Annotated in this window: 26 protein-coding genes and 1 tRNA gene; 13 read left to right on the forward strand and 14 right to left on the reverse strand. The window is 36.1% G+C overall.

Going from position 1 to position 23,033, the window contains the following annotated elements; translation table 11 throughout:
* The first annotated feature begins 63 nt into the window (after nt 1-63).
* The 3 genes from P2W75_RS08940 to P2W75_RS08950 all read left to right on the forward strand — a co-directional run bounded on the left by P2W75_RS08940 (nt 64) and on the right by P2W75_RS08950 (nt 1,785).
* Nucleotides 64-390 carry a hypothetical protein gene (locus P2W75_RS08940; RefSeq protein ID WP_239023191.1) on the forward strand — a complete coding sequence of 109 codons (327 nt, stop codon included), beginning with the start codon at nt 64-66 and terminating at the stop codon, nt 388-390.
* Nucleotides 391-476: 86 nt separating this feature from the next.
* Entirely contained in the window at nt 477-1,145 is a 669-nt protein-coding gene (locus P2W75_RS08945; RefSeq protein ID WP_239023192.1) for a sensor histidine kinase, read from the forward strand.
* Complete coding sequence (locus P2W75_RS08950; protein WP_276380086.1) at nt 1,135-1,785, forward strand: response regulator transcription factor; 651 nt, start codon at nt 1,135-1,137, stop codon at nt 1,783-1,785. The genes P2W75_RS08945 and P2W75_RS08950 overlap by 11 nt, the downstream gene beginning before the upstream one ends.
* On the opposite strand, the gene P2W75_RS08955 is transcribed toward P2W75_RS08950, so the two are convergent.
* Nucleotides 1,782-2,294, reverse strand: a complete 513-nt coding sequence (locus P2W75_RS08955) for an adenine phosphoribosyltransferase (protein WP_276380087.1) — start codon at nt 2,292-2,294, stop codon at nt 1,782-1,784. The two genes, P2W75_RS08950 and P2W75_RS08955, sit on opposite strands and share 4 nt — an antisense overlap.
* 112 nt (nt 2,295-2,406) lie before the next feature.
* On the opposite strand from P2W75_RS08955, the gene P2W75_RS08960 reads away from it, so the two are divergent.
* Nucleotides 2,407-2,480, forward strand: a tRNA-Arg gene (locus P2W75_RS08960).
* Here P2W75_RS08960 and P2W75_RS08965 read toward each other — a convergent pair.
* From P2W75_RS08965 to traM, 6 genes are all read right to left on the reverse strand, one after another.
* Nucleotides 2,446-3,996, reverse strand: coding sequence for a recombinase family protein (locus P2W75_RS08965; RefSeq protein WP_229355216.1), 1,551 nt, complete (start codon nt 3,994-3,996; stop codon nt 2,446-2,448). The genes P2W75_RS08960 and P2W75_RS08965 overlap by 35 nt on opposite strands.
* Entirely contained in the window at nt 3,993-4,163 is a 171-nt protein-coding gene (locus P2W75_RS08970) for a hypothetical protein (protein ID WP_219637275.1), read from the reverse strand. The genes P2W75_RS08965 and P2W75_RS08970 overlap by 4 nt, the downstream gene beginning before the upstream one ends.
* A gap of 347 nt (nt 4,164-4,510) precedes the next feature.
* Nucleotides 4,511-5,554: a hypothetical protein gene (locus tag P2W75_RS08980; protein ID WP_276380089.1), complete on the reverse strand. Its 1,044-nt coding sequence runs from the start codon at nt 5,552-5,554 to the stop codon at nt 4,511-4,513.
* A gap of 25 nt (nt 5,555-5,579) precedes the next feature.
* Nucleotides 5,580-6,719 carry a hypothetical protein gene (locus tag P2W75_RS08985; protein WP_276380090.1) on the reverse strand — a complete coding sequence of 380 codons (1,140 nt, stop codon included), beginning with the start codon at nt 6,717-6,719 and terminating at the stop codon, nt 5,580-5,582.
* A gap of 12 nt (nt 6,720-6,731) precedes the next feature.
* The gene (gene traN, locus P2W75_RS08990; RefSeq protein WP_276380091.1) at nt 6,732-7,595 is read right to left on the reverse strand and encodes a conjugative transposon protein TraN; all 864 of its coding nucleotides are present in this window, start codon (nt 7,593-7,595) and stop codon (nt 6,732-6,734) included.
* A 10-nt stretch (nt 7,596-7,605) separates the two neighbouring features.
* Nucleotides 7,606-7,896, reverse strand: a complete 291-nt coding sequence (gene traM / locus P2W75_RS08995; RefSeq protein ID WP_373921635.1) for a conjugative transposon protein TraM — start codon at nt 7,894-7,896, stop codon at nt 7,606-7,608.
* A 132-nt stretch (nt 7,897-8,028) separates the two neighbouring features.
* Between traM and P2W75_RS09000 the strand changes: the two genes are divergently transcribed.
* A complete protein-coding gene (locus tag P2W75_RS09000) occupies nt 8,029-9,105 on the forward strand; it encodes a PcfJ domain-containing protein (RefSeq protein WP_276380092.1) in 1,077 nt (358 codons plus the stop codon).
* Between the two features lie 236 nt (nt 9,106-9,341).
* Here the strand turns inward: P2W75_RS09000 and P2W75_RS09005 are convergent, their stop codons facing one another.
* Nucleotides 9,342-9,590, reverse strand: coding sequence for a hypothetical protein (locus P2W75_RS09005; protein WP_276380093.1), 249 nt, complete (start codon nt 9,588-9,590; stop codon nt 9,342-9,344).
* A 530-nt stretch (nt 9,591-10,120) separates the two neighbouring features.
* On the opposite strand from P2W75_RS09005, the gene P2W75_RS09010 reads away from it, so the two are divergent.
* The 8 genes from P2W75_RS09010 to P2W75_RS09040 all read left to right on the forward strand — a co-directional run bounded on the left by P2W75_RS09010 (nt 10,121) and on the right by P2W75_RS09040 (nt 15,354).
* Nucleotides 10,121-10,318 carry a hypothetical protein gene (locus P2W75_RS09010; RefSeq protein WP_276380094.1) on the forward strand — a complete coding sequence of 66 codons (198 nt, stop codon included), beginning with the start codon at nt 10,121-10,123 and terminating at the stop codon, nt 10,316-10,318.
* A gap of 455 nt (nt 10,319-10,773) precedes the next feature.
* On the forward strand, nt 10,774-11,214 hold the full coding sequence (locus P2W75_RS09015; protein WP_276381000.1) for a hypothetical protein: 441 nt from the start codon (nt 10,774-10,776) through the stop codon (nt 11,212-11,214).
* A 103-nt stretch (nt 11,215-11,317) separates the two neighbouring features.
* Nucleotides 11,318-11,737 carry a response regulator gene (locus tag P2W75_RS09020; RefSeq protein ID WP_207295651.1) on the forward strand — a complete coding sequence of 140 codons (420 nt, stop codon included), beginning with the start codon at nt 11,318-11,320 and terminating at the stop codon, nt 11,735-11,737.
* A 268-nt stretch (nt 11,738-12,005) separates the two neighbouring features.
* On the forward strand, nt 12,006-12,374 hold the full coding sequence (locus P2W75_RS09025; protein ID WP_276380095.1) for an RNA-binding protein: 369 nt from the start codon (nt 12,006-12,008) through the stop codon (nt 12,372-12,374).
* A gap of 328 nt (nt 12,375-12,702) precedes the next feature.
* Nucleotides 12,703-13,704, forward strand: coding sequence for a UDP-3-O-(3-hydroxymyristoyl)glucosamine N-acyltransferase (gene lpxD, locus P2W75_RS09030; protein WP_276380096.1), 1,002 nt, complete (start codon nt 12,703-12,705; stop codon nt 13,702-13,704).
* 19 nt (nt 13,705-13,723) lie between these two features.
* The gene (locus P2W75_RS09035; protein ID WP_207295648.1) at nt 13,724-13,972 is read left to right on the forward strand and encodes a hypothetical protein; all 249 of its coding nucleotides are present in this window, start codon (nt 13,724-13,726) and stop codon (nt 13,970-13,972) included.
* 399 nt (nt 13,973-14,371) lie between these two features.
* Complete coding sequence (locus tag P2W75_RS22595; RefSeq protein ID WP_373921636.1) at nt 14,372-14,542, forward strand: DUF1214 domain-containing protein; 171 nt, start codon at nt 14,372-14,374, stop codon at nt 14,540-14,542.
* Nucleotides 14,543-14,892: 350 nt separating this feature from the next.
* On the forward strand, nt 14,893-15,354 hold the full coding sequence (locus P2W75_RS09040) for a response regulator (RefSeq protein WP_276380097.1): 462 nt from the start codon (nt 14,893-14,895) through the stop codon (nt 15,352-15,354).
* Nucleotides 15,355-15,702: 348 nt separating this feature from the next.
* Here P2W75_RS09040 and P2W75_RS09045 read toward each other — a convergent pair whose 3' ends face one another.
* The 6 genes from P2W75_RS09045 to P2W75_RS09070 form a co-directional block, all read right to left on the reverse strand.
* Nucleotides 15,703-16,155: a response regulator gene (locus P2W75_RS09045; RefSeq protein WP_276380098.1), complete on the reverse strand. Its 453-nt coding sequence runs from the start codon at nt 16,153-16,155 to the stop codon at nt 15,703-15,705.
* Nucleotides 16,156-16,481: 326 nt separating this feature from the next.
* Nucleotides 16,482-17,054, reverse strand: a complete 573-nt coding sequence (locus P2W75_RS09050; RefSeq protein WP_276380099.1) for a hypothetical protein — start codon at nt 17,052-17,054, stop codon at nt 16,482-16,484.
* Nucleotides 17,055-17,989: 935 nt separating this feature from the next.
* On the reverse strand, nt 17,990-20,257 hold the full coding sequence (locus P2W75_RS09055; protein ID WP_276380100.1) for an ATP-binding protein: 2,268 nt from the start codon (nt 20,255-20,257) through the stop codon (nt 17,990-17,992).
* 87 nt (nt 20,258-20,344) lie between these two features.
* Nucleotides 20,345-20,800 (reverse strand): response regulator, encoded by a 456-nt coding sequence (locus P2W75_RS09060; RefSeq protein WP_276380102.1) that lies wholly within the window; start codon nt 20,798-20,800, stop codon nt 20,345-20,347.
* A gap of 1,057 nt (nt 20,801-21,857) precedes the next feature.
* Nucleotides 21,858-22,130, reverse strand: coding sequence for a hypothetical protein (locus P2W75_RS09065; protein ID WP_207295642.1), 273 nt, complete (start codon nt 22,128-22,130; stop codon nt 21,858-21,860).
* A gap of 436 nt (nt 22,131-22,566) precedes the next feature.
* Nucleotides 22,567-22,944, reverse strand: coding sequence for a response regulator (locus tag P2W75_RS09070; protein ID WP_276381001.1), 378 nt, complete (start codon nt 22,942-22,944; stop codon nt 22,567-22,569).
* Nucleotides 22,945-23,033 lie beyond the last annotated feature (89 nt).

Genomic DNA, 23,033 nt, shown 5'->3' on the forward strand with positions numbered 1-23,033 from the left:
AATTACAGAATAACTTCAGTGTTGTTTTTGTTACTGTTTATTGTTTCTTTCTTTTTAAACATTATGTATTTTAAGGAAGATCCTAATCGTTCCTTTACCTACAGTTTCGCAATTGGAGTTGTATTGATTTTGATTTTATCTTGCTTGTATCTGGTGGAAATTTTTAATTCAGACAAAATATTAAACTTCAAACGATCTGTTTTTTTCTGGTATTTATTAGGAATTTTGGTATTTCATGTGCCTTTTACTCCTTTTATGCTTGCCATTAACTGGTTCTTAATCAAGCAGGACGATTCTATTTTTAGTCTTGTATTGTTCATTTTAAATTTTCTGGCACACACATGCTATAGTATTGGTTTTTTATGGAGCGAAAAGAAATACAATTATTAGTCATTTCATTAGGTATTGTCTTTTTTACCTTACTCATCGTTTTGCTTTTTCTTTTCTTTTATTTTATAAAGAAGAAAAACAACTATATGGTTGAAAAAATGGAGGCTGAAATGTATTTCCAATCCGAACTTGTAAAAACCAGAATTGAGATAAAAGACCAAACGCTTTCTGAAATCAGCAAAGAGCTTCATGATAATATTGGACAGATTATTTCGGTTGCGATTATGCAGCTTAACATCGGAATCAGCAATAAAGGCATTCAAGTATCAGAATTAAAAGATCTTAAAAGTGTTTTAGCCAAATCACTGGATGAACTCAGAATTTTATCCCGAATTATCAATAAAGATAATCTACTGCAGCACAATTTTGCAGAAGCCATTCAGCTAGATTTAGAACGCGTAAAAAAACTCAAAAAAATCAAATATAATTTCAACCTAATTGGTGAAATTCCCGAGATCAACGAAGAACATGATTTGATTATTTACCGAATATTTCAAGAGGCACTGCACAACAGCTTAAAGCATTCGCATAGTGATTTATTTGATGTTCACCTTGAAACCACTCCAAATGTATTCAGACTTAAACTGAAAGATTTTGGAATTGGATATAATTTAGAAGATTCTAATGCAGGATTAGGACTTACAAATATGAAACTTAGAGCCAAATTGATTGGTGCCAAATTGGCTATTGCCTCAGATCAATCTGGAACAATTGTAACTCTGGAATACCCTTTAACCCAATGTGATGAAAACTAACTCAAAAAGCAAAATAATAATTGTAGACGATCATCTTCTTTTTTCACAGTCTTTGGAACTGCTTATTAAAAGTTTTGGTGATTACGACGTCATAAATCGTTTTGAAAACGGCAAAGTGTTTATTTCTTATCTACAGGAAAATTTAGACAATGATATAGATTTAATTCTTTTAGATGTAAACATGCCTGTTCTAGACGGCATAAACACCATGAAATGGATAAAAGAAAACCGTCCAGACTTAAAAGTAATTGCACTTTCTGTTAATGACGATGAAGAAATCATCATTAAAATGATTACCAATGGCGCAAAAGGTTATTTATTAAAAGATACTTCTCCCGAAGTTTTCCGCGAAGCAATTGAGTGTGTTATCGAAAAAGGATTTTACTTTACCGAATTAGTTTCAGGCATGCTGATTAATAAAGTCAACAGCGACAATAAAAAAATCAGTCTTAAGGAAAAAGAAATTGTTTTCATTAAACATGCCTGCACCGAAATGACCTACAAAGAAATTGCTTCGGAAATGTGTTTAAGCCCAAAAACGATTGATGGTTACCGAGAATCGTTATTTGATAAACTTGAAATCAAAACTCGAATCGGCTTGGTTTTATATGCCATTAAACATAAAATAGTTTTTGTTTAATACGTTAAAGCTGCAAAAACTGGAAAATCTTTAATTTTTTCTCTTCCGTTTAGAAAAGTCAGTTCCATTAAAAAGTTGCATTGTATGATTTCACCGCCGAGTTTCTGCACAAGATCGCATACTGCTTTTGCAGTACCGCCTGTTGCCAGAACATCGTCATGAATTAAAACGCGGTCGCCTTTTTGAATAGCATCGGTATGCATTTCAAGACTATCGGTTCCATATTCCAATTCATAAGAAGCCGAAATAGTTTCGAATGGAAGTTTTTTAGGTTTTCGAACAGGAATAAACCCAGCATTGAGTTTCTGTGCCAGTAACATCCCGAAGAAAAAACCACGGCTTTCTGCTCCTACCACTTTGTCGATTTTTTGTCCTTCTAAAGAATCGACCAAAATTTTAAGACAATTTGTTCGTGCTTCAGGGTTAATCAGCAAAGGTGTAATATCTTTAAATAAAATTCCTTCTTTTGGAAATCCTTGAATATCACGTATATACTTTTCAATGTTCATTTTTTTTTATTTTTCTGTAAAATTTCGCTTGTTTATCTAGTATTTATGTCTATCTTTGCACCCGCAAACAGCAATTATCAAAGCTACTAAAAAATAGTGAGATAACAAATACGGCCTCGTGGCGCAACTGAATAGCGCATCTGATTACGGCTCAGAAGGTTACAGGTTTGAATCCTGTCGAGGTCACTCTATGGGACAAAAGATAAAAATCATCTTTTGTCCCATTTTTTTTTGCCTTTAACTCCTTGTTAATCATATAAATACCCTCTACAATTTTGTTCACTCTAGCGGTTTGTATTTTATTTTCACGAATCGTAAAATTTTCAGGATAAACCAAACCTATTAAGCTTCGAGCTTCCGAAAGATCCATATCCGCATAAGCCACATTCATTTTAATTAAGTTCTCAATGCCTTTATTTAAAAGGGATTCGATGCTGTGTCTATCTTTTGCAATGGAGGATAATTCCCTTTCAAGGTTTGTAATTCGTGCACTATAGTCATCCTTCATTAATTTATAATCATCCGAATCTATTTTTGATGTTAAAAGAAGATCCCTTGCATTACTTAATCGAAGTTCATAATCTTTAATCTGTTCTAAAAGTCGTCGTTTCTGTTCACCAGCATTATTAGCCAATTCTCGGTGAGTTTCAAATATTACAGATGTGTATATTTTTTTGACCTCTGGTATTGGCTGGTATTTTTTTAGGTCATCAATAAATAATTTATTGGCTATTTCAGAATTGATTCTAAATTTACACTGGGCTTCGCAATGATAATAATAGTAATGTTTATGTCTGCCTTTACACTTGCTTCCCTGAAGCTTTTTTTGGCACTTTGGACAATTAAAAAATCCTCTAAGGGGAAATTCTACAACTGTTTTAATTTTAGGTCTGTAAATACGGGATTTTCCATCTAAAATATCCTGAACATTATAGAAAAGACCTTCCGTAATTAAAGGCTCATGCTGTCCTGTAACTAACATGCTTTCTTCATCTTTATATTGGGGGACAAAAATTTTACCACAGTAAATTGGATTTCGAATTAAACCCCACATATTGCTTTTGGTTCTTGTAAAACCTCTTCTGCATGCAAGATGGTAAACCTGTTCAGTGTTAAACACTCCTCTTGCAATTTCTTCGAATATCCATCTCATTACTGATGCAGCCGGCTCTACAAGAGCAATATATTTAGTTCCGTCCTCTTTTGATTTATTTGCATAACCAAAGGGAGCAGTTCCCATATATCTTCCTTCTTTTTTAGCTCTTCGCATTCCATGAAAAGTATTTAAAGCCCGTCTGTCGTTCTCTACTTCTGGGGCAGCGAGATAAAAAGCAAGCATCATCTTATTTTCCGGAATAGATAAATCAAGAGGCTGTTCGATAGCTTGTGGCTCCACTCCAAGTTTTCGTAGAACACTTATCATTTGGTATGCGTCACCAGCATTTCTACTAAACCTGTCCCATTTTGTAAATAAGACAAAGTCGCATTTGTTTTTTTCTCTTTTAAGATTAAGAAGTAATTTATTCCATTGTGGTCTATTAAAGGTTTTGGCTGAATGATCTTCGTAAATAACATTACGAACTTCAATATAATTTATAGAACAATACTTACGTAGGACTTCTTCCTGATTTCTTTGTGAATATCCTTTCTCAGCCTGCTCGTCTGTGCTTACACGAATGTATAAATCTGCAATAATACTCATGATTCTAAAAATTTTGAAACGACCGCATGGGCCAATTTTCGTAAAAATAGCAAAATTTCAGTTGCTTCTTCAATTGTAACATTCATACCCTCAGAGTTTAACATTTGCATAGCTTTCTCTGGAGTTATTTTTCCTCTCATTTTTTCTTCTTCATTTTCCATCATCATTTAATTAAATAATAAAAGCCCTTTACGGGCTTTCATGGTTATTTACCTGTGTTCAATCGTAAAAGTAAATCTTGCTTCCTTGTGTTTTCTTAAACGAAGGCTCGTATTTAAGATATCCATAATCACTCAATTCCTGGATGCATCTGTGATAAGTATGCGGTGAGGAAATCTTTGCTATCGGAGTAATATCATGTCTATAGACCTGTATTGGGTTTACAAACTGATTCTGCGTCCTATACTGAAGCAGAGACATGTAAATAGCAATATGTGTCGAGCTTATTCGAAAATCATTTTCAATTGCTGTAAAAAAGTCCGATAGCGGTTTTAAATTTTCCATTTTGAATAATTTATAAACTTTTACTTTTAGCTGTTCTATGCTGTCTTTGAGAAGACTGTATCGCTACATACTTTGCTTGCTTATTTGAAGTTTTGGAATTTTGATTTAAAAGATCCGAAAGCAATACTTTTTTTAAATCTTCATTGTGGATCAAAAGCCCTTTATTTTGTGGATTAGCTTCTACATAAAAATTTTGAGAACTGCCATTTCTTTCTAATTTAACCAGCTCTCTGCCTCCATTTTTTAAAGATCTCAAGATTTCCGCAACTTGTAATTGATCCAAAGAATTTATAGGCAATTCTTCCAAAGCCTTCTTTAAATCATAGCCGTACTCTTGAGGAAATTCTTTTACTCTATAACTGCCAGATGCATCTTTATCATTTAAATCCAATTGCTTCCAGATTCCATCGATCAAAACCGCCCGACCTGAAAGTAATTCATAAGACTGTCTTGCATTAACACCATCCTCTGTAAAAAAGTGCTGACTATTTTCTTCATTTTTGGATTGCGTATAAAGACTGGTTTTAAATCCTTCAAATTGATATTGGCCGGACTCATCTTTTTTAAAATTAAGAGAATGATCTAGTCTTTCTTTTTCATTTAGATAGTAAGAAACAGGCACAATAAATTTCGTTTCTCCCAGATTCATATATCGCTCGACTTTTTTGAAAGCATCTTTAAAACCTATTTTTTCCAATTTATCCTTAAGCTCATTGTTGGATTTCGCTTCAGTTTTGCTATAAATATCAGATTTTAATCTCACAGTCATCCTTAGAACAATGTTTTTATAAATAAACCTTCTTAGTTTTTCTGGGTATAACTTGTTCGCAAGATTATTGTGCTCGCTTTTTACAACTTGAAGAATGAGGTTTTCATAAACACTATTTGTCTTACGATATCTAACCAGCATGCTTTCATACCATTTTAACTTCTCCTTTAAAAGAGAAGTTTCAATTGAAGGACTGGAACGGAAAAGTTTTTTTAGGTTTTCCTCTTTACTATTCCAATCATTTATTTCAATTGCAAGTCTATTGGTAAGGGACTGATTATCCATCGTTTTTTACTTTTGATTATTTATGCTACACAGATTTACCAACTTTTCTTTTGCGGGCTGTTGAGTTCTGCTCTTTCTGTGCTGGTTCATCATCATTATCCTTGCTGACATTTTTATCTTTAGATTCCGACTGTTTTTGCTGTTTGCTTTCTCTATGATTGATTCTCTGCAGACTGCCGTCATAGACATTTAATGTTTTAAACTGAGGATTGGCCTCCACAAACATTTTAGTTTCCACACCATTGACAACAAAAGTTACAGACTGCAGATTTCCTTTCTTAAGTGAGCTCATCAGATTTTCTTTGTAGTTTGGAGTCTGAAGCTCTTTAATAGAATGTTTTTCGAGACTGGCCTCCAAGTCATAGCCATAATTTTGATGAAAATGATTTATTTTAAAGTTGCCATTGCTCTCTGATTCTTTAAAATCCATTTTTAACCATGCGTTGTATGATTCCCCTTCCTTGGTTTTAAGATCTTTGTTCACAGAACGGCCTTCCATCAAATTGTAAGCTTCCTTAAGAGTTATACTCGTGCCATCATTATTTATATAAAATGTTTGCTCCAGTCCAGGCTTGTTCTCTTTCTGCAGATTCACATGATAAGAATTAAAAAAGTAAATGTCACTCTGATCCGATTTTTTGAAATTCAATTCAACTGTCAAAGTATCATTGTTTGGCACCCCATTATTCATAATCCCGCTATGGATGATTTTAAAATCCTTATCACCTTTCTGCATGTTCTCTTTAAGTTCTGTTTCAAACGTCTCACCCATTCCAGTGTATTTTAACTGGTCCTTTAGATATTCTAAATTTTTCTCGTTCATTGTATTTGCATTTAAGTAGTTTTTATTCAATTCATTTCTCTGTTTATACAGATGCATAAAATCATTTACATCAACGGTCTCTATTCCAGAAGTATCCAGACCTCTCTCTAGAATTATGTTTAAATCTTTGATGAGAGATGTTATTGGAATATTCTTAAAATAATCAACATCATTAGGACCCACAAGGCAATAATCCTCTGCAGCCATCGATGTTCTAAAAAACTGGATAGTATCGCTGTCAGTAATTAATTTCAAAGGATAGGCTGCAAATTGATAACCGTAAGAAACCATCTCTTCCGCGTATGATAACAGCGTTTCAGCATCTGCTACATTTATTGTCATGATATATGTAGTTTAAAATTTATCCATGTTAACTGCCTCGATTGGAAATACTTTATCGGTCAGGTTACTGCTGATATCAAGTTCAAGATGTCTTCCACCACTTTCTTCAACTAGCTGAAGTGTGAGATATTTATTTTCAGGAATAGTAAACTTTTCGAGTGCATAAACTTTTATTACTTCAGACTTATAGGGAATCAAAGTGGATGACGTAGTTTGATAAAGCGGCTCAATTTCTATTTCCTGCGATGCAGTACGTTTTGATTTTTTTTGATCCCTGATAAAAAATCGGAACTGATCAATGTCATAGTTAATCTTTGACTTATTTTTAAATACTATCCTCAAATACAAAACATCCTGATAAATAAAAATACCGTTTAGCTCTAGTCTTATCTGATACTTAGATTTGTTGTAACCGCCGATTTTATTCTTTTTAGATAATGCCAGGGAGGCACATTGTTCTATTTTTTTCTGGTTTTCGTTCTCAAGTGAAAATAAAACATCTTTACTGGCAGCAATAGAATTCACGGCTTTAACATTCAAATCCGGACAGTCATCATCATAATTCAGTACAAATACGTATAATCTCGCGTCAGAAGTGACAACAGTCAGGTTGGTCTGAATGAAATGCTGTTTAGCTGCTTTAATCAGTAATATATTCTCTACACCTTTGGCTTTCTGTACCAGTACCTCATCACTTCCTTTATCAATGCTCTTGATTGGATAGGAAAAAACAATACTTGTTGTTTTGGAGTATCCGATCTGAACGCTTTTGTATTGGTCTTCGTTCGCTATCGTCTCTTTTACACTCAACTGGGGATAGGCTAAAACAGAAAACAGCAATAAACTCATTTTAAATAAATGATTAATTCTTTTCATTTTTTTCACTTTAAGGTTTTAGATTCTTTTGTTTTTCATCATACAAAAGTACCTGATATCCTGCTTTAACTATTACTTTGATCAGTTTTACTTTCTTGCTTAAAAGACTTTTTGCCGCCTCTATACCCATTCCTGCTGCCTGAGCTCCCCATGAATCTGTAACACCGGTCAATCCTAAAGTCTGTATTGAACGGTCTGCAGAAGCCTTCGCGACATCCCTGCCGATTGCGCCTGGAATATTTATCCCTTCGCCTCGCTTGCACCCATAAGGGAAGAGGTTTTTCTTTGGGCGGAGCAGAATATCTTTCTCAAATGGGGCGTGCTCTCACGCTCCAAGTTCTACTGCCTCGAATGCGCCCATGTCTGGAAGCCCTCCTGCCACAGCACCTGCGCCAAGTTCACCACCTGTCCTGCCTGCCAAGGAAAGCTCAAAATGATGCCTTATAATCAGGTGCATTTCAAGGAAACCGAATACTTTGCAGTAGTCGAGCGCTGTGCGGGGTTTCAGGTGGTGCGCATGGTCATTTCCCACAAGCACATGAAAAAGAATTTCACGCCGACCTATTTCCACAAAGAGGTCATGCAGCACTGGATTAATCCCAAAGGCGAAGTGCGCACCTTTGCGCTCAGTACGAATGTATTTTCCTCTACCCTTGATGCATGGAAATTCTATTCCCCGCTCGAAATAAAGCCTAAGGACTTCATCCGCAATGCCAAATACTATATCAATCCCTACAGGGTCTATCCGCAGATGAAAACGCTTCCGATTTTGAGACGCAACGGCTTCAAGTCTTCGGTTTATGATATTGCGCCCCACCTATTGTTTTCATCGCTTTTAAGCGACCCCATAGCCGAAACCCTGCTGAAATCCCGACAGCTGAACCTTTTGCAGTATTACCTCGGCGCATCACGACAGCAGATAAAACGCAATTGGCAGGCGGTCAAAACGGTCATCCGAAACGGCTACAAGATTGCAGACGTGCAGCTATGGGAGGATTACTTGGAACTGCTCCGTTATTTCAAAAAAGACCTTTCCTGCGCCCTTTATGTCTGCCCTGATAATCTGCAAGATGCTCACGACCATTTCGTAAAAAAGAAAAGGGAACTGCTCAGAAAAAAGAAATTGCACGACCTGCGCCTTGAAATCGAAAAGGCGCAGAAACGATACGCAAGCGACAAGAAGCGCTTTTTCGGCCTCTCGTTCCACGAGAAAGATTTGAGCATTTCCGTAATTGAAAACGTAAGGGATTTTATGCAGGAAGGCGATGATTTGAGGCATTGCGTATTCACCAACGAGTATTACGGAAGAAGGGATTCGCTGATACTCTCGGCTAAAATGGCAGGGGAATCCTTGGAAACCATTGAAATCTCCCTGAGCCGTATGGAAGTACTGCAGTGCAGGGGGCTGAAAAACAAGCCCTCAAAGCATCATAAGAAGATACTGAACCTGCTCAGCCGGAATCTGTATCAAATTAGGGAACGTTTGAAAAAAGAAAAAAAGAAACTATAAACAAAGCCGATAATGCATCGGCTTTTTTTGTGGTTAAATATACTAAAAAGCCCGCCGGCTTGCCCGCCGGCGGGCTTGGAGAGTAAATACGCTTGGAAGTTGGATTTACTTAATGGCAATAGTTTCGGCAAGATTTTCCTGCGATATAAAAGCGGCAATGTACTGCCGTACTCATTTCGTTTATCGTCCCCTGTTTCAAAGTTATTGATAGAAAACAGTTTTTTTCTTTTCTTAAATTACATCTTAAATTTTATTGAGCTTTCATCGGTAAGCGGATCTAAAAATATTAGATCAAAATCATCCAGAATAAGCAAAGCGTCCAGCACTGCAGCCTCCGCCGCTCTAACCTCAGTTAAGTCTCTGCTTTTATAATCACACAAAGGGAATAAGGCTTTTACGAGTTCTTCTAAACTATAAGGTTTATTATAATTTTTGGAAAGCTCTCCAAGTATCTTATCAGTGAGCTTTAATGATGTTTCAGGCATATACTTTTTTTTTTAAGGCAGCAATTATTTCTCTAGGGAGCTTCTTATAACGGAATTCTTATTTTAAGAAAATTAAGAAACATCAAGTTTAATTACCTGTTTGAAAAGCATATAAATATAATAAATTTATTATCTATTATTAAGCATTAAATTGTCCAAAGTCATCTTTTTAACTTTATAAAACCATAGGGTATGAAAATTGGAATTATAAGTATAAGCAGTGTGACTTTAGAACTAGCCTTCAGGTCGGCAGAATCTGGGTAGCCGGTTAAAATTCACAACACGAAACGATCTCCTCAGAGATGCTGCTCATAAAATGAGATTTCATCTACAGCTTTGTCACATTGGAGAAGCTGCCAGCATGGAAATAGGGATACTGTTTATCCATGAAGATGATTTAACTAGTATAATTAACAGGCCGCCAGACATGTCTGGAAAATTGATTGTACATACCTGCAGTTTGATATTTGATCCCCCTTTCACTACTATCAAGCCTTACCAGTGTCCTAACTTATCAGATCACAGCATCTATGCTGCCTGAAGCGCGGGCCGTAAAACTTTTCAATCCTGTTAATCTCAAACCAAAGAAGAACCCCATCACTTATAAAAATAAGGAAGAAGTATTTTTTACAGCCGGCAACGCGATTCGAGAAATCAGACAAGGGATTTTCCAAAAAAAAGCAACTCTCACCGATGGACCTTTCCGGCAGCATTCATCTTCGGGATAAAGCAATTAATATAAAGATATTATTAAGCCAAGTATCATAAATCTTTTAAAAATAATCAGGATTAAAAGGGAAACACACTCTTTTAAATTCTTCAAGTTTTTCTCGTATACTGGTAAAAAACTTTCAATTTCCCAGATGCCGAACTAAAATATTATTCCTAAATTTGGCTTTTTAAACAGCAAAATGTGTCACTTAATACAGATGTAAGGCATTCAGACTGAAAAAAGATCAAGAATTAACATTATTGAAAAATATTAACTAACAATAACGAATAACTGTTTAAATTGCAATGAACAGCTTGCAGGTAAATTTTGCAGCAATTGCAGCAAGTCAGCATCAACACATAGATTTTCTTAATCTCACGTTATCAAGCACGATTTTATTCACGCATATTCCACTTCGATACAGGCTTTTTTTACACCATCAAAGAGCTGTTTACCAGACCAGGACACAGTATTAGAGATTATATACAAGGAAAAAGATCAAAGCATTACAATTGTTTTGCAACGATAATTCTTTTACTGACCATCGGTTATTTTTTAAAGAAATGGACCATAATTGAATTTTCAGATTTGTATGATCAAACAACGGCTTCTGGATTATTTAAGGTATTAAAGGATTATTCAAAAATTATCGTTTTTCTGCACGTTCCCACTATGGCTTTAGCCAGTTATTTACTTTTTAAAAAAAGCAGACAAAATTTTACAGAGAACTTAGTACTCAATTTGTTTTTGTTGTATGGAATCTTAACAATCAGTGCTTTTATGCAATTGGTTATGATCTTTACTGACAATAGGGATTTTCTCCTTTCACTGAATAATTTTCTGGCTGTACTAACCATTTTTTATGTAATAATTTTCAATTATCAATATTTTTCGGTCTTCGACTATAAGTAACACCAGATAATGATTCGTGCCGTTATTATTGGAATTTTGTATTTAACGATTAAACTGGCATCAAACGTATTTTTACTTCACATTATCTTATAAAAAAGCAGTCTTGGAAACCAGCCCGCCTGAAGCGAAACTCTTCAATGATCTTGGCAGGCTCAGCATACTGCTTTGTGAGGACAACTACCTCAACCAGAAACTGGCACAGAACGTAATTGAAGGATTCGGATTTAAAATAGATATAGCCGAAAACGGAAGCCAGGGCATAGAAATGCTAGCGCACGGAGAATATGACCTGATGCTTATGGATCTGCAGATGCCTATTCAGGATGGCTACAAGACGACTAAATATATAAGAAAAGAAATGAATAACCCTATCCCTATTATCGCCATGACTGCACATTCCCTGGCAGGAGAACTGCACCGATGCCTGGATGCCGGCATGAACGGTTATGTGCCTAAACCTTTTAAGCAGCATGAACTTTTGGAAGCAATAAAATCAGTTCTAAAAAAAGACATAATCTTTTAAAGCAACCACTATAAGTATGGAAAAATAATGACGGAGGCAAAAAAATGGTTTATTCATAAAGCGGATAATAACGTAATACAGTTGTAAAGATTAAAGTAAATACATCGTAAAACTTAGGATCACAGAATTAAATTATTGATTTTCAGTTTTTTTTACCAAACTTTTTTTTAATAACATGCCTGCGATAAAATATATAATGCTATCTTTGCTGTAATTGGTATTCTGCCAATGCTCACTCTGATAAGCAGATCTGTCCATCTTGTAAAATTTGTCCTCCCTTACTCTTCAGTTTAGGCATACAGCCGCCTTAATTTTTAAAACATTTTACATTATGAATATCTTTGTAGCAAAACTGGGGTTTGCAACCTCGGAGGATCAGGTGCGCGACGCTTTCGCATCTTATGGAACAGTAACCTCTGTAAAAATAATTATGGATCCGTTTACAGGCCGCTCAAAATGCTTCGGTTTTGTTGAAATGCCTGACCAATCTGATGCTGAAAAAGCAATAAAAGGGCTGAACAACTCCAAACTGGACAGCCAGACTGTAGTGGTAAACGAAGCCCGACCTAAGCCTGATGTTTTGGACTACAGCTCCAGCAGAGGCGCATCAAATTACTCTAAGGACAGAAGAAGATAGCTGCAGTCTCTGGCAATGCTCTGATCAGACCAGCGGCCAAATCTACATAGAGCTGATGCATAATGGCTCGTTATTACTATAATAAATTTCTTTGCTTAAGACACTAATCTGAAACCAATAAATCATAATGCTTCTAGCAGGCATAGAATTAAACTTTACCTTTTTTTTATAACAGGAATTATCTTTTTTTTTAAAATCAGAGCTGAAAACCTACCTGCGAAAGGCATCAGGTACACCTGCTGCTGCTTTTTTATAATCATCAATTGTATGGCGGTTGCCACCTAAATTATAAATTTAACATACTGCCATACATAATAATCATATTTACATGAAAAAATTTTCAGTACATGAGATCTGCACACATCTTCATGGCATAACTGACGGCAAAACGTCGGCAATGGTATCCTCTGCGGGGAGCCCTGAAACCGCCCAGCCATATCAGATTACTTTTCTCGGAAACAAAAAATTTGAAAGGCTTTGGCCGAAATCCAAAGCTCTTGTTGCTGTTGTGGATAAGAACAGCGTCCTAGACCCCGGCCCCGGCAGGGCACTGATCAAAGTAGACAGTGTTGAGCTGGCTATGTGCCGAGTGCTTGAACTTTTCAGACCTGTGGCTGTTAGGTTTGAAAACAACATCCATCACTCTGCAGTAATTCATAAGTCCGCTGAAATAGGCAGTCAAACAAAAATAGGAGCCGGCGTATACGTAGGCGCAGGATGCATACTGGAACATAATGTCACTATTTATCCTAACGTTACCGTGCTTGACGGCTGTTTTATTGGTTCTGGAACTGTTATATGGCCTGGGACTGTCATACGTGAAAACTGTCGCATCGGCCTAAGGACAATCATACATTCCAATGCTGTTATCGGTGCCGACGGGTTTGGTTTTGTGAAGTGTCCTGTTGAAGGACTCGTAAAGGTCCCCCATATCGGAAATGTTGTTATCGGTGATGATGTAGAAATTGGTGCAGCAGTCTGCATAGACCGCGCAAAATTCGCTTCAACTGTTATTGGAAACAGCTGTAAAATCGATAATCTGGTACAGATCGGGCATAACTGCATTGTAGGCGAACACTGCATCATCGCAGGAAACAGCGGACTTGCAGGTTCTGTGAAACTTGGCAGAGGAGTGGTCATCGGAGGGGGAAGCAGCATTAAGGACCATGTCACAATTGGAGACGGAGCTACCGTCGGCGGAGGATCGGGAGTGATCTCCGATGTCTGCGCAGGTGATACCGTATTAGGATATCCTGCTCTTAAAGCTACTGTTACTTTGAAACACTGGGCATCGATCAAAGAAAAAAAAAATAGTAATCCAATTGTTTAATTTAATACTGAAGTCAAATATGGCCGACTCATTTTTTAAAAAAGAAAATAACAAGAAAAAAGCTGTTCTCAAAAAGCAGAAAGCACTCAGGAAGCTGGAAAGAAAAACAAACAACCTCAAAGGCAAAGGCTTTCAGAGCATGATTATCTACGTGGATGAACATGGGCATTTCACATCTATGGCCTCTGAAAGCCGCACGGTCAAAGAAAGCCACCAGAAAATACTGCCCAAAGAACCAAAAATACGATCTGCTCCGGGAAAGAACTAGATACGGCATACTGCCTGTATGAACTGCCGGCGTAGTTGATGTCTGGGGCACTGAGCTACAAACTCTCTGGGCATATCCATTCTTGCAAATGATATAGAAGTTTTTGAACTGCAGCGCAGCATTAAATCAAAAAAATGTAAAAAATCATCCCAAAAGAGAAGGAAGATCCGAAATAAAATATATTATTATCTTAAAGATGATATAAATATATCTGCAATTCTTTAGTATTGATTATACCGCTAGATAGCATTTACAATCATGCATAATAAACTATGATATAGAAGTCTTCAGGAGAAACACTGATAAAAAACTACTAAGATGACCGCCCCCGTATTGTATACCACGGTAAGATGCAATGCCAAAAAAGATGAGCTCCCCTTAACATAAAATAGGATCTATATCCAAAAAGAACCTTCTGAAGCAAAATATTTCTGGAGCATTACAATGTATAAGCCCCCAGAACGTTTTATGGTTCCAAATACAATTGACCGATACTCTATCATTAATAAAACCAAAGGGCTGAAATATGAAGCCAACGGGGATTTGATTATCTACCTGCAGAGTACCTAACTGGGAAAGGATAAAGAAAGCAATTGGCTTCCCACTCCAAAAATGAAAAATTCATGTTTGTTACCCGAATTTATGGTCCAAAGCCTGATGTCATTAACGATATCTGGAGTAAGTATTTTTATTACTAGCCTTTTTTATAGAAGACTTCTTTCAAAAATTTATAATTTAACAAAACTTATATAATTCCCATGTCAAACATGGGAATTGTGTAAAAAATTAAATCCTATTTTCCTATAGCTCTTGCATTTCCGCGAAATACGGTTTTATGCAGTTAGAAATATGCACTGCTCCAGTAAATCCGTATTTTGCAATTGGCTTGAAAAGCCGTACATTTGAGTTATGTTGAATTAATGCAAAAAAATATGACCAAAAGGTTATTTAATCACATTTTGCTGGCAGACGACGATATCGATGACTGCGACTTTTTTGCCGAAGCAGTCAGGGACCAATTTCCTGATATGAAACTCTCCATTATGCATGATGGAGCCAAATTGATCAGTCTTCTTGAAAATCCCCAAACTCCTAAATCAGAGCTGGTCTTCCTAGATCTTAATATGCCTATTATGTCTGGAGAGGAATGTCTTATAAAAATCAGAAATTCTGATGCCTTAAAAAAGCATATCATTATTGTTTTCAGCACCAGCAGCAATACTGCGGATATCGAAAAAATGTATTCCCTTGGGGCAAATTATTTTATCACAAAACCAGTTGTATACAGCCATCTTTCTATTCTTATAAAAAAAGCATTATCTTTAGTGTCGCAGCCCGATAATCTCCAGCCAGCTTTTGAAAACTTTCACGTCAAGATATAAAGACTCCTTTGGGTCACTAAAAAATGGCGGAAAATTAATTAGGCACTCCAAGTATCATACTGTGTGCTATTCAATTTTTACATTAATCCAAGAAAAGTCGAATCCATTCATCATAAAAAAATAATGGATTTTAAGCATTTCCGCCACAAAAGCCAAGACAGATTTACGCAAAATCTGCCAGTCAAAATTTTATGAAAGAATGTTGCCGCATAATTTTCTTCCGTGCATCTATCTCCCTGCAAATTTTTCTGCCGGTATTCAAAATCGTCTATAAAGCCAAGCATAATATAACATTAGCAGGCTGAAAAAAGCGTGTGTGCGATAGAAATAAGACAGCATTCCTAAATATTAAAATCCAATGTGAAATATCCTGCTTTCTTCCTCAGAAGTCTCCCATTCCATTTCTATTACAGTTCCTGCAAGCTTTTTAAGATCTTTATAATTACTCGGCTTGACAGCATAAAAATCTGCTCCCAGTTCAAATGCTTTTTCGATGCTGGACCTATCGCTGTCAGTGGAATAAATAATGATCTTTGCTTTCATGCCTGATCCGGTTTCCTTCCTGATCGTTTCAATGCAATGAACCATCTCTATGCCAGTCATACCTGTATTAAGAAAAATAAAATCAGGAAAAATATCAGACAATTTAGATAACTGGTCTGTAAGCTGGTCTCTTGTGCTGATCTCTAGAATCTCACATGGCTGATTTAGACTAAGTAATGCCTCATGGAGCAGCATTCGGTCGTCCTCATCATGGTCAGCAATACATACAACCTTTTTGGAATTTTCAGGCTCGGGCATTATATGTAGTTTGTCAGGCAAACATAAAACTATAATCTAAGAATCCGCAGCCGCTTATATTTCTATAATCCTTTGTAAATTTTTAAAAAATGGAATTACATCCGTTATCCGGTTAATAATGTTTAAAGATAGTTCTACCATTATTACGAAACAATTAAAAGTAAAATAGTTTTACAATTTCCATGCTAAAAATGGGAATTATGTAATTTGCTAGTAAGAATTTACGTTAAAAAGAATCAAATCCATACTTGACACCATTTCTGCCGCCAAATTTTATGGCTTCCAATTAAATCAAATATTTTGTTCTCCTCATTATATACATTCTCTTAATTTGTTTTCAACTGCTGCTCAAAGGCTAACAATGCAATCTCATTTAGAAAATTATTTATCATCTCATCATTATTAAAATCCTGCTCTTTCATCGAGCGATTTTTAACTAATTCTAACCCGAATATTTTCTTTATAAATTCTGGAAGCATATTGAAAATATTTGCGTCAGCAATTACTTTTTCAGGAAAAAACAGCCTCGCAATTCTTTGTTTCATTAATACATCTGACGGCTCATAAACCTCTGCTAAGCGATGGAATATACTATCACCTGTATTCTTTGCATAAATCCCTGCCCCTGCATTTAAGACCAGCTCACGCAATTCCGAAGCATATTTTTTCAAATAAGCTTTACAGTTTTCTTTTTTCAGAAAATAATCATCATAATCAATTTTTCCTTCTGAAAAAAGCCTATGTGCATTTAAGCTTCTGTTAATTGATCCGTCCATTGCTTTTCCAATCTCACGCTTTTTTATTTGATAGTCCTGCTGTCTTCCCTTATCACGGTATCCAAGGTCAGCAAGTGAATATCCAGCGGATAGCTTTTCCATAAATGTAATTGATCTGTTCATAATACTGTGTTTTTATAATTTACAAAATCGATCATAAAATATTTATCTTTTAACAATTCAAAGCTATGCAAGAAGTACGCAGTTATTCTGCGCAGTTAAACAAAGTAACAAACCTCTATATAACGGTACAGTACAAAGCAATGGTACAAAAAAAAGGTACAGATAAATCTGCAAAATAAGGAGTAAAAAAAGAACTAAATTAAAGATTTGTCCACTCATTAGATCTCAAAAGTTTCCGGATCTCTCTCTATATATATATATAGATTATTTAATCTAAAAATCAACACGTTAATCCCTGTTTGCATTCCAGTTTTTCAACAAACTTATTAATTAGAAATTTAATTTTATCATCTTGAAAACTGCTCAATTTTAATGGCAGATTTGTGGCACATCGCATTTTATAATGCAGCAATCCAGTAAAATAAAATCCGTACAAGCTTCGGTTCGAAACTGTATATCATATGTTGGTAAAATATTATTTTGTATTAATGGTAATATGAATTGGCTGCAAAATCATCACACTTAAATATTAGAAATTAACTAAAACACCTAATTAGAACTTCTTAAAATCTAAGTTCGAAACATTAATACTCCGAAACATCTTAAAAGTTCATAATTTTAAGATATGAGTCCGCTACTGTAATTATCATAGCGGCAATCGATAAGAAATGTTAATACAAACAATCATGGGAACAAAAATTCTATTCTTTATCTTGTATTCCTCTGAAAACTGATCTATCCCAATACATGTCTGATTTCCGGACAATTCTGCAATCTCTTGGAAATGCTTATTCTTTTAAAAATTGATTTTTGCAAAAATTTCCCCAGAAAGCCAGAGACTAATTTCAAAGATCATTTAATCATTCAACGAGAGAATTTTACAACTTATCTCTATATTAATTTTGATCAACACATCCCTGTTTATCCATCAAGTGTTAAATTAGAGTATCATCAGGATCACATGGGAAATAAATGGTAATGGACGCGCCTTCACCCACTGCTCCTTCGGCCGAAATGCTACCTCCCAGTGACTGCATTATTTTTTTACATAATGCCAGACCGATTCCCGAACCGCTGTATTCCTGCTGATTATGAAGTCTTGTGAACACTTTAAATATGGATTCTGAGTACATTTGGTCAAAACCTATTCCATTATCTGAAAATTTAACCCAGTGGCAATATACATTGAAACGATCTTTTATTATCACAGGCTCCTGAGAAGCTGTAATTGTTATGACTGGCGAGCGGTCCAGCGACGCATACTTTAATGAATTTTGGATGATATTTAAAAATAACTGCTTCATTAAAAAACCTATAGCACTGACTTCCGGAAGCTGCTCGCAGTGGATAACGGCATTTTTTTGCTCTATCAGCTCGCTGCATTCCTCTGCTGCAGATTCAAAAATTAAATTAAGATCTATTTTTTCGGCAGCCTCCCTTGTATTTTTAATACGGGTGTATTTCAAAATATCCTGAAGCAGCTCTCGCATTCTTGTTGCAGATTTTGAAACGCGTTCAAGCGAATCAATCTCAGGGTCTGAAGATGATAATCGTTTGTCAGCAAGCAGCTTTGAGGTAATCATCTGTATTTTTCTCAGAGGCTCCTGCAGATCATGCGTGCTGATCCAGTTTATATTTTCCAGTTCAGAATTGGTCTCTCGCAAAACCTCGCTTTGACGCCTGTATTTTTCTTCCTCTTCACTTAACAATATCATGATCAAATTCTTATGAAGGGAGTGCGCAAATTTTGCCGCTGAATTCAGTTCGTACTTTTTCCAGATACTACTGTGGCCTTTGACAATCTGTTTCCAGCTGTTAAATGAATTTCGAGGATGCAGACCGTTTTGGTCCTTAACTATGCTTTTTTGGGGATCACCCGCCCAGTTGATTTCAGAGATAGTTTCCGGTCGGTACCATATTATATGATCTGACCCTCCCAGAGAATGGTACACCGCTCCTGCAAAATCAGGAGAGTTTTCCAGTTCAGGAAACTGGTCACCTACATTTCTTGTTACATAAAAATCATCGGACTTCCTTTGTTCAACCAGCGCCGCAAAAGCAACAATATGGTGATCTTCTGGCGTTAGTCCATTTTTGTAGATTTTATTTCTGAATAGGATCGAAACACCTGCAGCATTGCAGAGAGCAAGCAATTCGGGAAGCTTAATAACAGTCTCAAGTGAGTTCTCTGCCAGAGGCAGATCAATCGCTGTTATATGCTCCAAAGCCTCAATGGTTTTCCTTGCATCAAGATTTTCGTCATTGGACTCCCTTATATCTATCTGGGAAGTAATAAACTGCCCCTGCAGTTTAGCCGCCAGCCTTACTGCAGGTGAAATATTTTTTTTTGAATAATGATGGCAGGCAATCAGTCCCCATAGACGGCCATGATGAAGAAGAGAAATCGTAAGTGTGGCACCAACCCCCATGTTTTTAAGATACTGTACATGGATGGGAGATGTACTTCTTAAAACGGACAGGCTTAAATCAAGGTTTTTATCTAATTTGTCGTCTACAGTAAAAATAGGAACAGCCTCATAATTAATATCAACAATTAATCTCATCTGGTTCCTTATGTACAATTCCCTGGCCTGAACCGGAATATCTGTATGAGGATAATGCAGTCCAAAAAACGGCTCAAGGTCTTTTCTGCAGCTTTCTGCATATACCTCCCCGTTATACTGCTCGTCAAAGCGATAAATCATAACACGGTCATAGCCTGTTATTTCACGGGTGCCTTCTGCAACCAGAGCACACAGATCTTTTAATGATTCAGTGCTGTTCATCTGGGTTACAAACTGAATGGTCTGGGTATAAACGTCCCCCAGAATCTGTCTGTCAAACTGAGGTTCAGCTTCGAGAACATATATATCATGACTTTTGTGAACATTGACCTGAAATTTTTTATCCAGCAGCTCTATTTCAAGAGGAAATACGTCTTGTACCGTATCCGAATTTATATAATTGAAAAGCAGTTCCTGCGCCCTGCTCCCAAAAACAGATTCAAATTTATTACCCAGAGCCTCGATGTGGCTTAAATTAATGAAAAAGGAAATATTATCTGTGCAATAGTCTATTGTCCAGCTATTGGTGAGTCCAAGCAAAAAACCGTGGGGCTGTATCTTCCCGGGAATATGTATGGGCTCCTGATCGCAATTGGTTAATGTTACCAGATCTCGGTTAACTATATCTTTAATATTCATTATTTGGAATTAAAATTTTGTGAGTGGCTATTTTTAAGCAGGAAGATTTACACTCGGTCTTATAAAATATTCATTTTTAATTAAAGACTAATTAAAATTGTAAATATTCTCTGGAAGGTTACAGCGCAGACTCGCAATTGTATTATCAAGATTAGTCTGTATACCGATGCAAAGCTGATTCATTATTGATTTCAACTCTTGAAAGTCAGAAGGCTTGATTATGTATGCCTTAGCACCCAGTAGTTTGGCCTGTTCGATCCCCTGCTTTCGAGAGGAAGTTGCCATCATAATGATAGGCACTTTGGTAAATCTATGATCAATTTTGATCTGCTTTAATAATTCCCAGCCATTCATTTTCGGCATACCCGCATCCAGCAGTATTAAATCCGGCAGTTGCTCCAAGCCGGAAAGCAGACGAAGTGCAGCATCACCGCTGTCAACAAATTTAAGTGAAAAAGTTTCTTCTGTTCCTACCATAGCCCACTTGAAAAATTCCAAATCATCATAGTCATCGTCCACCAGTAAAATTATTTTTTTATTCATAACTATATATATTGCGCCAAACCTTTTCCATACGATCAAAAAGGTTCATTAATATTTGCAAATTACTTTTCAAAATATACCAAATATTACATTTCAACTTGTGTATATAAGTAAACAAATTTAATCTGTTTGCTATTTAGTAAGTGTGTTTACGAGCCAGCAAAGCCAAGTATGGCTATAATAAAGCACTTTTCAATGCTAATTAATTAATGTTAACATGCATGCCAAAGATAATTTGTAAACACACACAAAATTATACATTTTTAAGTCTGGTGTTTTACGTATTACATGCTTTATATTATATAATTTAAATAATCGGTCAGTGATAAATATCTCAAATGTAAAACCGGCTTGTAAATCTCAGAAGAAAAAAATCTATTTTTACTATTAAGTTGGACTTCATGGTTTGTAATTTCTATGACTAATCATTACTTTGATCATTTTTTTAGATACTTCTCCAGATCGCTAAATTAATATACTGCCAAATAAGAATTGTACGCGGTAAGGCAGTCTTTATAATTTCAGCTGGAATATTTACAGGCCTTCAATACCGGTTTATCTTTATCAGCTTTCTTGAAAGTTTTAAAGATTTGCCTGAGCTGGAACAAGATTATCGCAAGATTCTAGAACACAGAAAAATAGAGTTTGAATTAATATTTAAAGGATTAAGGAAGAACATATATTCCAGCAGTACATACCTGAACAGACTATGGATAACCTAACACACCACCTCTTTATGAATGTGGATAACTGCGTTGGCTATAACCAAATTACCCTAAAGTTATCCCGGGACAAGGCACTTAAATTCTATTCTCAGGTTTTCTGCCACTTCTGCCAAATTAGGAAATTGTATTTAGTTGAAGTTTTTTCTTAATTTTGCTGAATCACGATAGATTCCCACACAAAAGAGAAGGAATTTTAGGATTTTTTTACTACTAATAATGAATTTTATAGAAGTTATGGATGCAGAAATTACACCTTGACTTTTACTCCAATTTTAGTTAGCAGATCCAGAATGCTTGTACCAAACGAAAAAACTCCCTAAAAAAGGGAGTCCTTAGGCGGCCGGCGGTTGCCTGAAAAGTATATGGTAATTAACTAAATCATTTGGGACAGAACCTCCAGACGAACCCCGCCGGTCCCCTGTTTTTACCACGACATGGATTATCTTCCCATCTTCACTTTTGATTCTGCTGTTTGGAATTTCTGAAGAATCAAAGACCATCTGCAAAAATGATATCATCTTTTCAGTATCCCTTGTTATTAACCATGGCGTCACAGATGTGTATCCGTCCGGCACTTTTTTAATCTTTTCATTACTGGCTGACATAAAAATTTATTTAGAATTAAAATGCAAATATCCCTATCATTAACAAAGAGCACTAACAAATACATTGGCTTTTATTGCAAATATGTTGGCGCAGGCAGGCCATTGGGATCTAAAGTTTTTTAAACAGGAATAAATTTAAAGACGAAATGCAGCATTGACAGTGCAAGAGATATGAAGAAGTTTGAGATAAAAAAGAAAAAACAGGGAGTTGGCTGGTCTCCCATAATGAACTGCCTCGGTTCACCTGCCTATTTGAGGACAAAAAATTCCATTACTCAAGAACCATAACCGGGCTTTCGAACCCAACGGGCGACCCGCAGGAAATCCAGCTGCTCCAGAGAATGGAAAAATGGCTATCGCGATACCATAAGGAAAAAATAAACGGCTGACAAGCGCTGTTTGTACACTTCTTGAGCAAAATCAAAACCGCACTGTTCTATGACTGGTCCAAAAGCCGGCTTAAAGAATTCTTCAAACTGTCATAGGATGCAGGTTTGGCCAGATAACGCACCTTTTGATAATGGCTGATTTTAGGAATTACAAGCTCCTCGGGAGGATTTGAAATCAAAATAATATCGAGATTCTTCAGACGTTCAATGTTTTTTACTTCTTTTATAAATTCATATCCGTTCATTCGCGGCATATTTATATCCAAAAAAATAACATCGGGAAGCTTATTGGAGAATGAAAGCTGGTGGAGGGCTGAAATTGAATCTACGGATGAGCAAATCATAAAGTTCTCCCCCACTTGGTAAAGTGCATCGATGAATATTTCCACATCATCCTGATCATCATCAATTAAAAGTATTTCCATTGCCACTGTTCTCCTAGATTCTTATCAGCCAGATATACGAATCTATTGGGCAGCTGGATTTTAAAAGCCATGTTAAAATTATCTTACCA

This window comes from Flavobacterium sp. H4147 (assembly GCF_029360735.1).
GTDB lineage: Bacteria > Bacteroidota > Bacteroidia > Flavobacteriales > Flavobacteriaceae > Flavobacterium > Flavobacterium endoglycinae.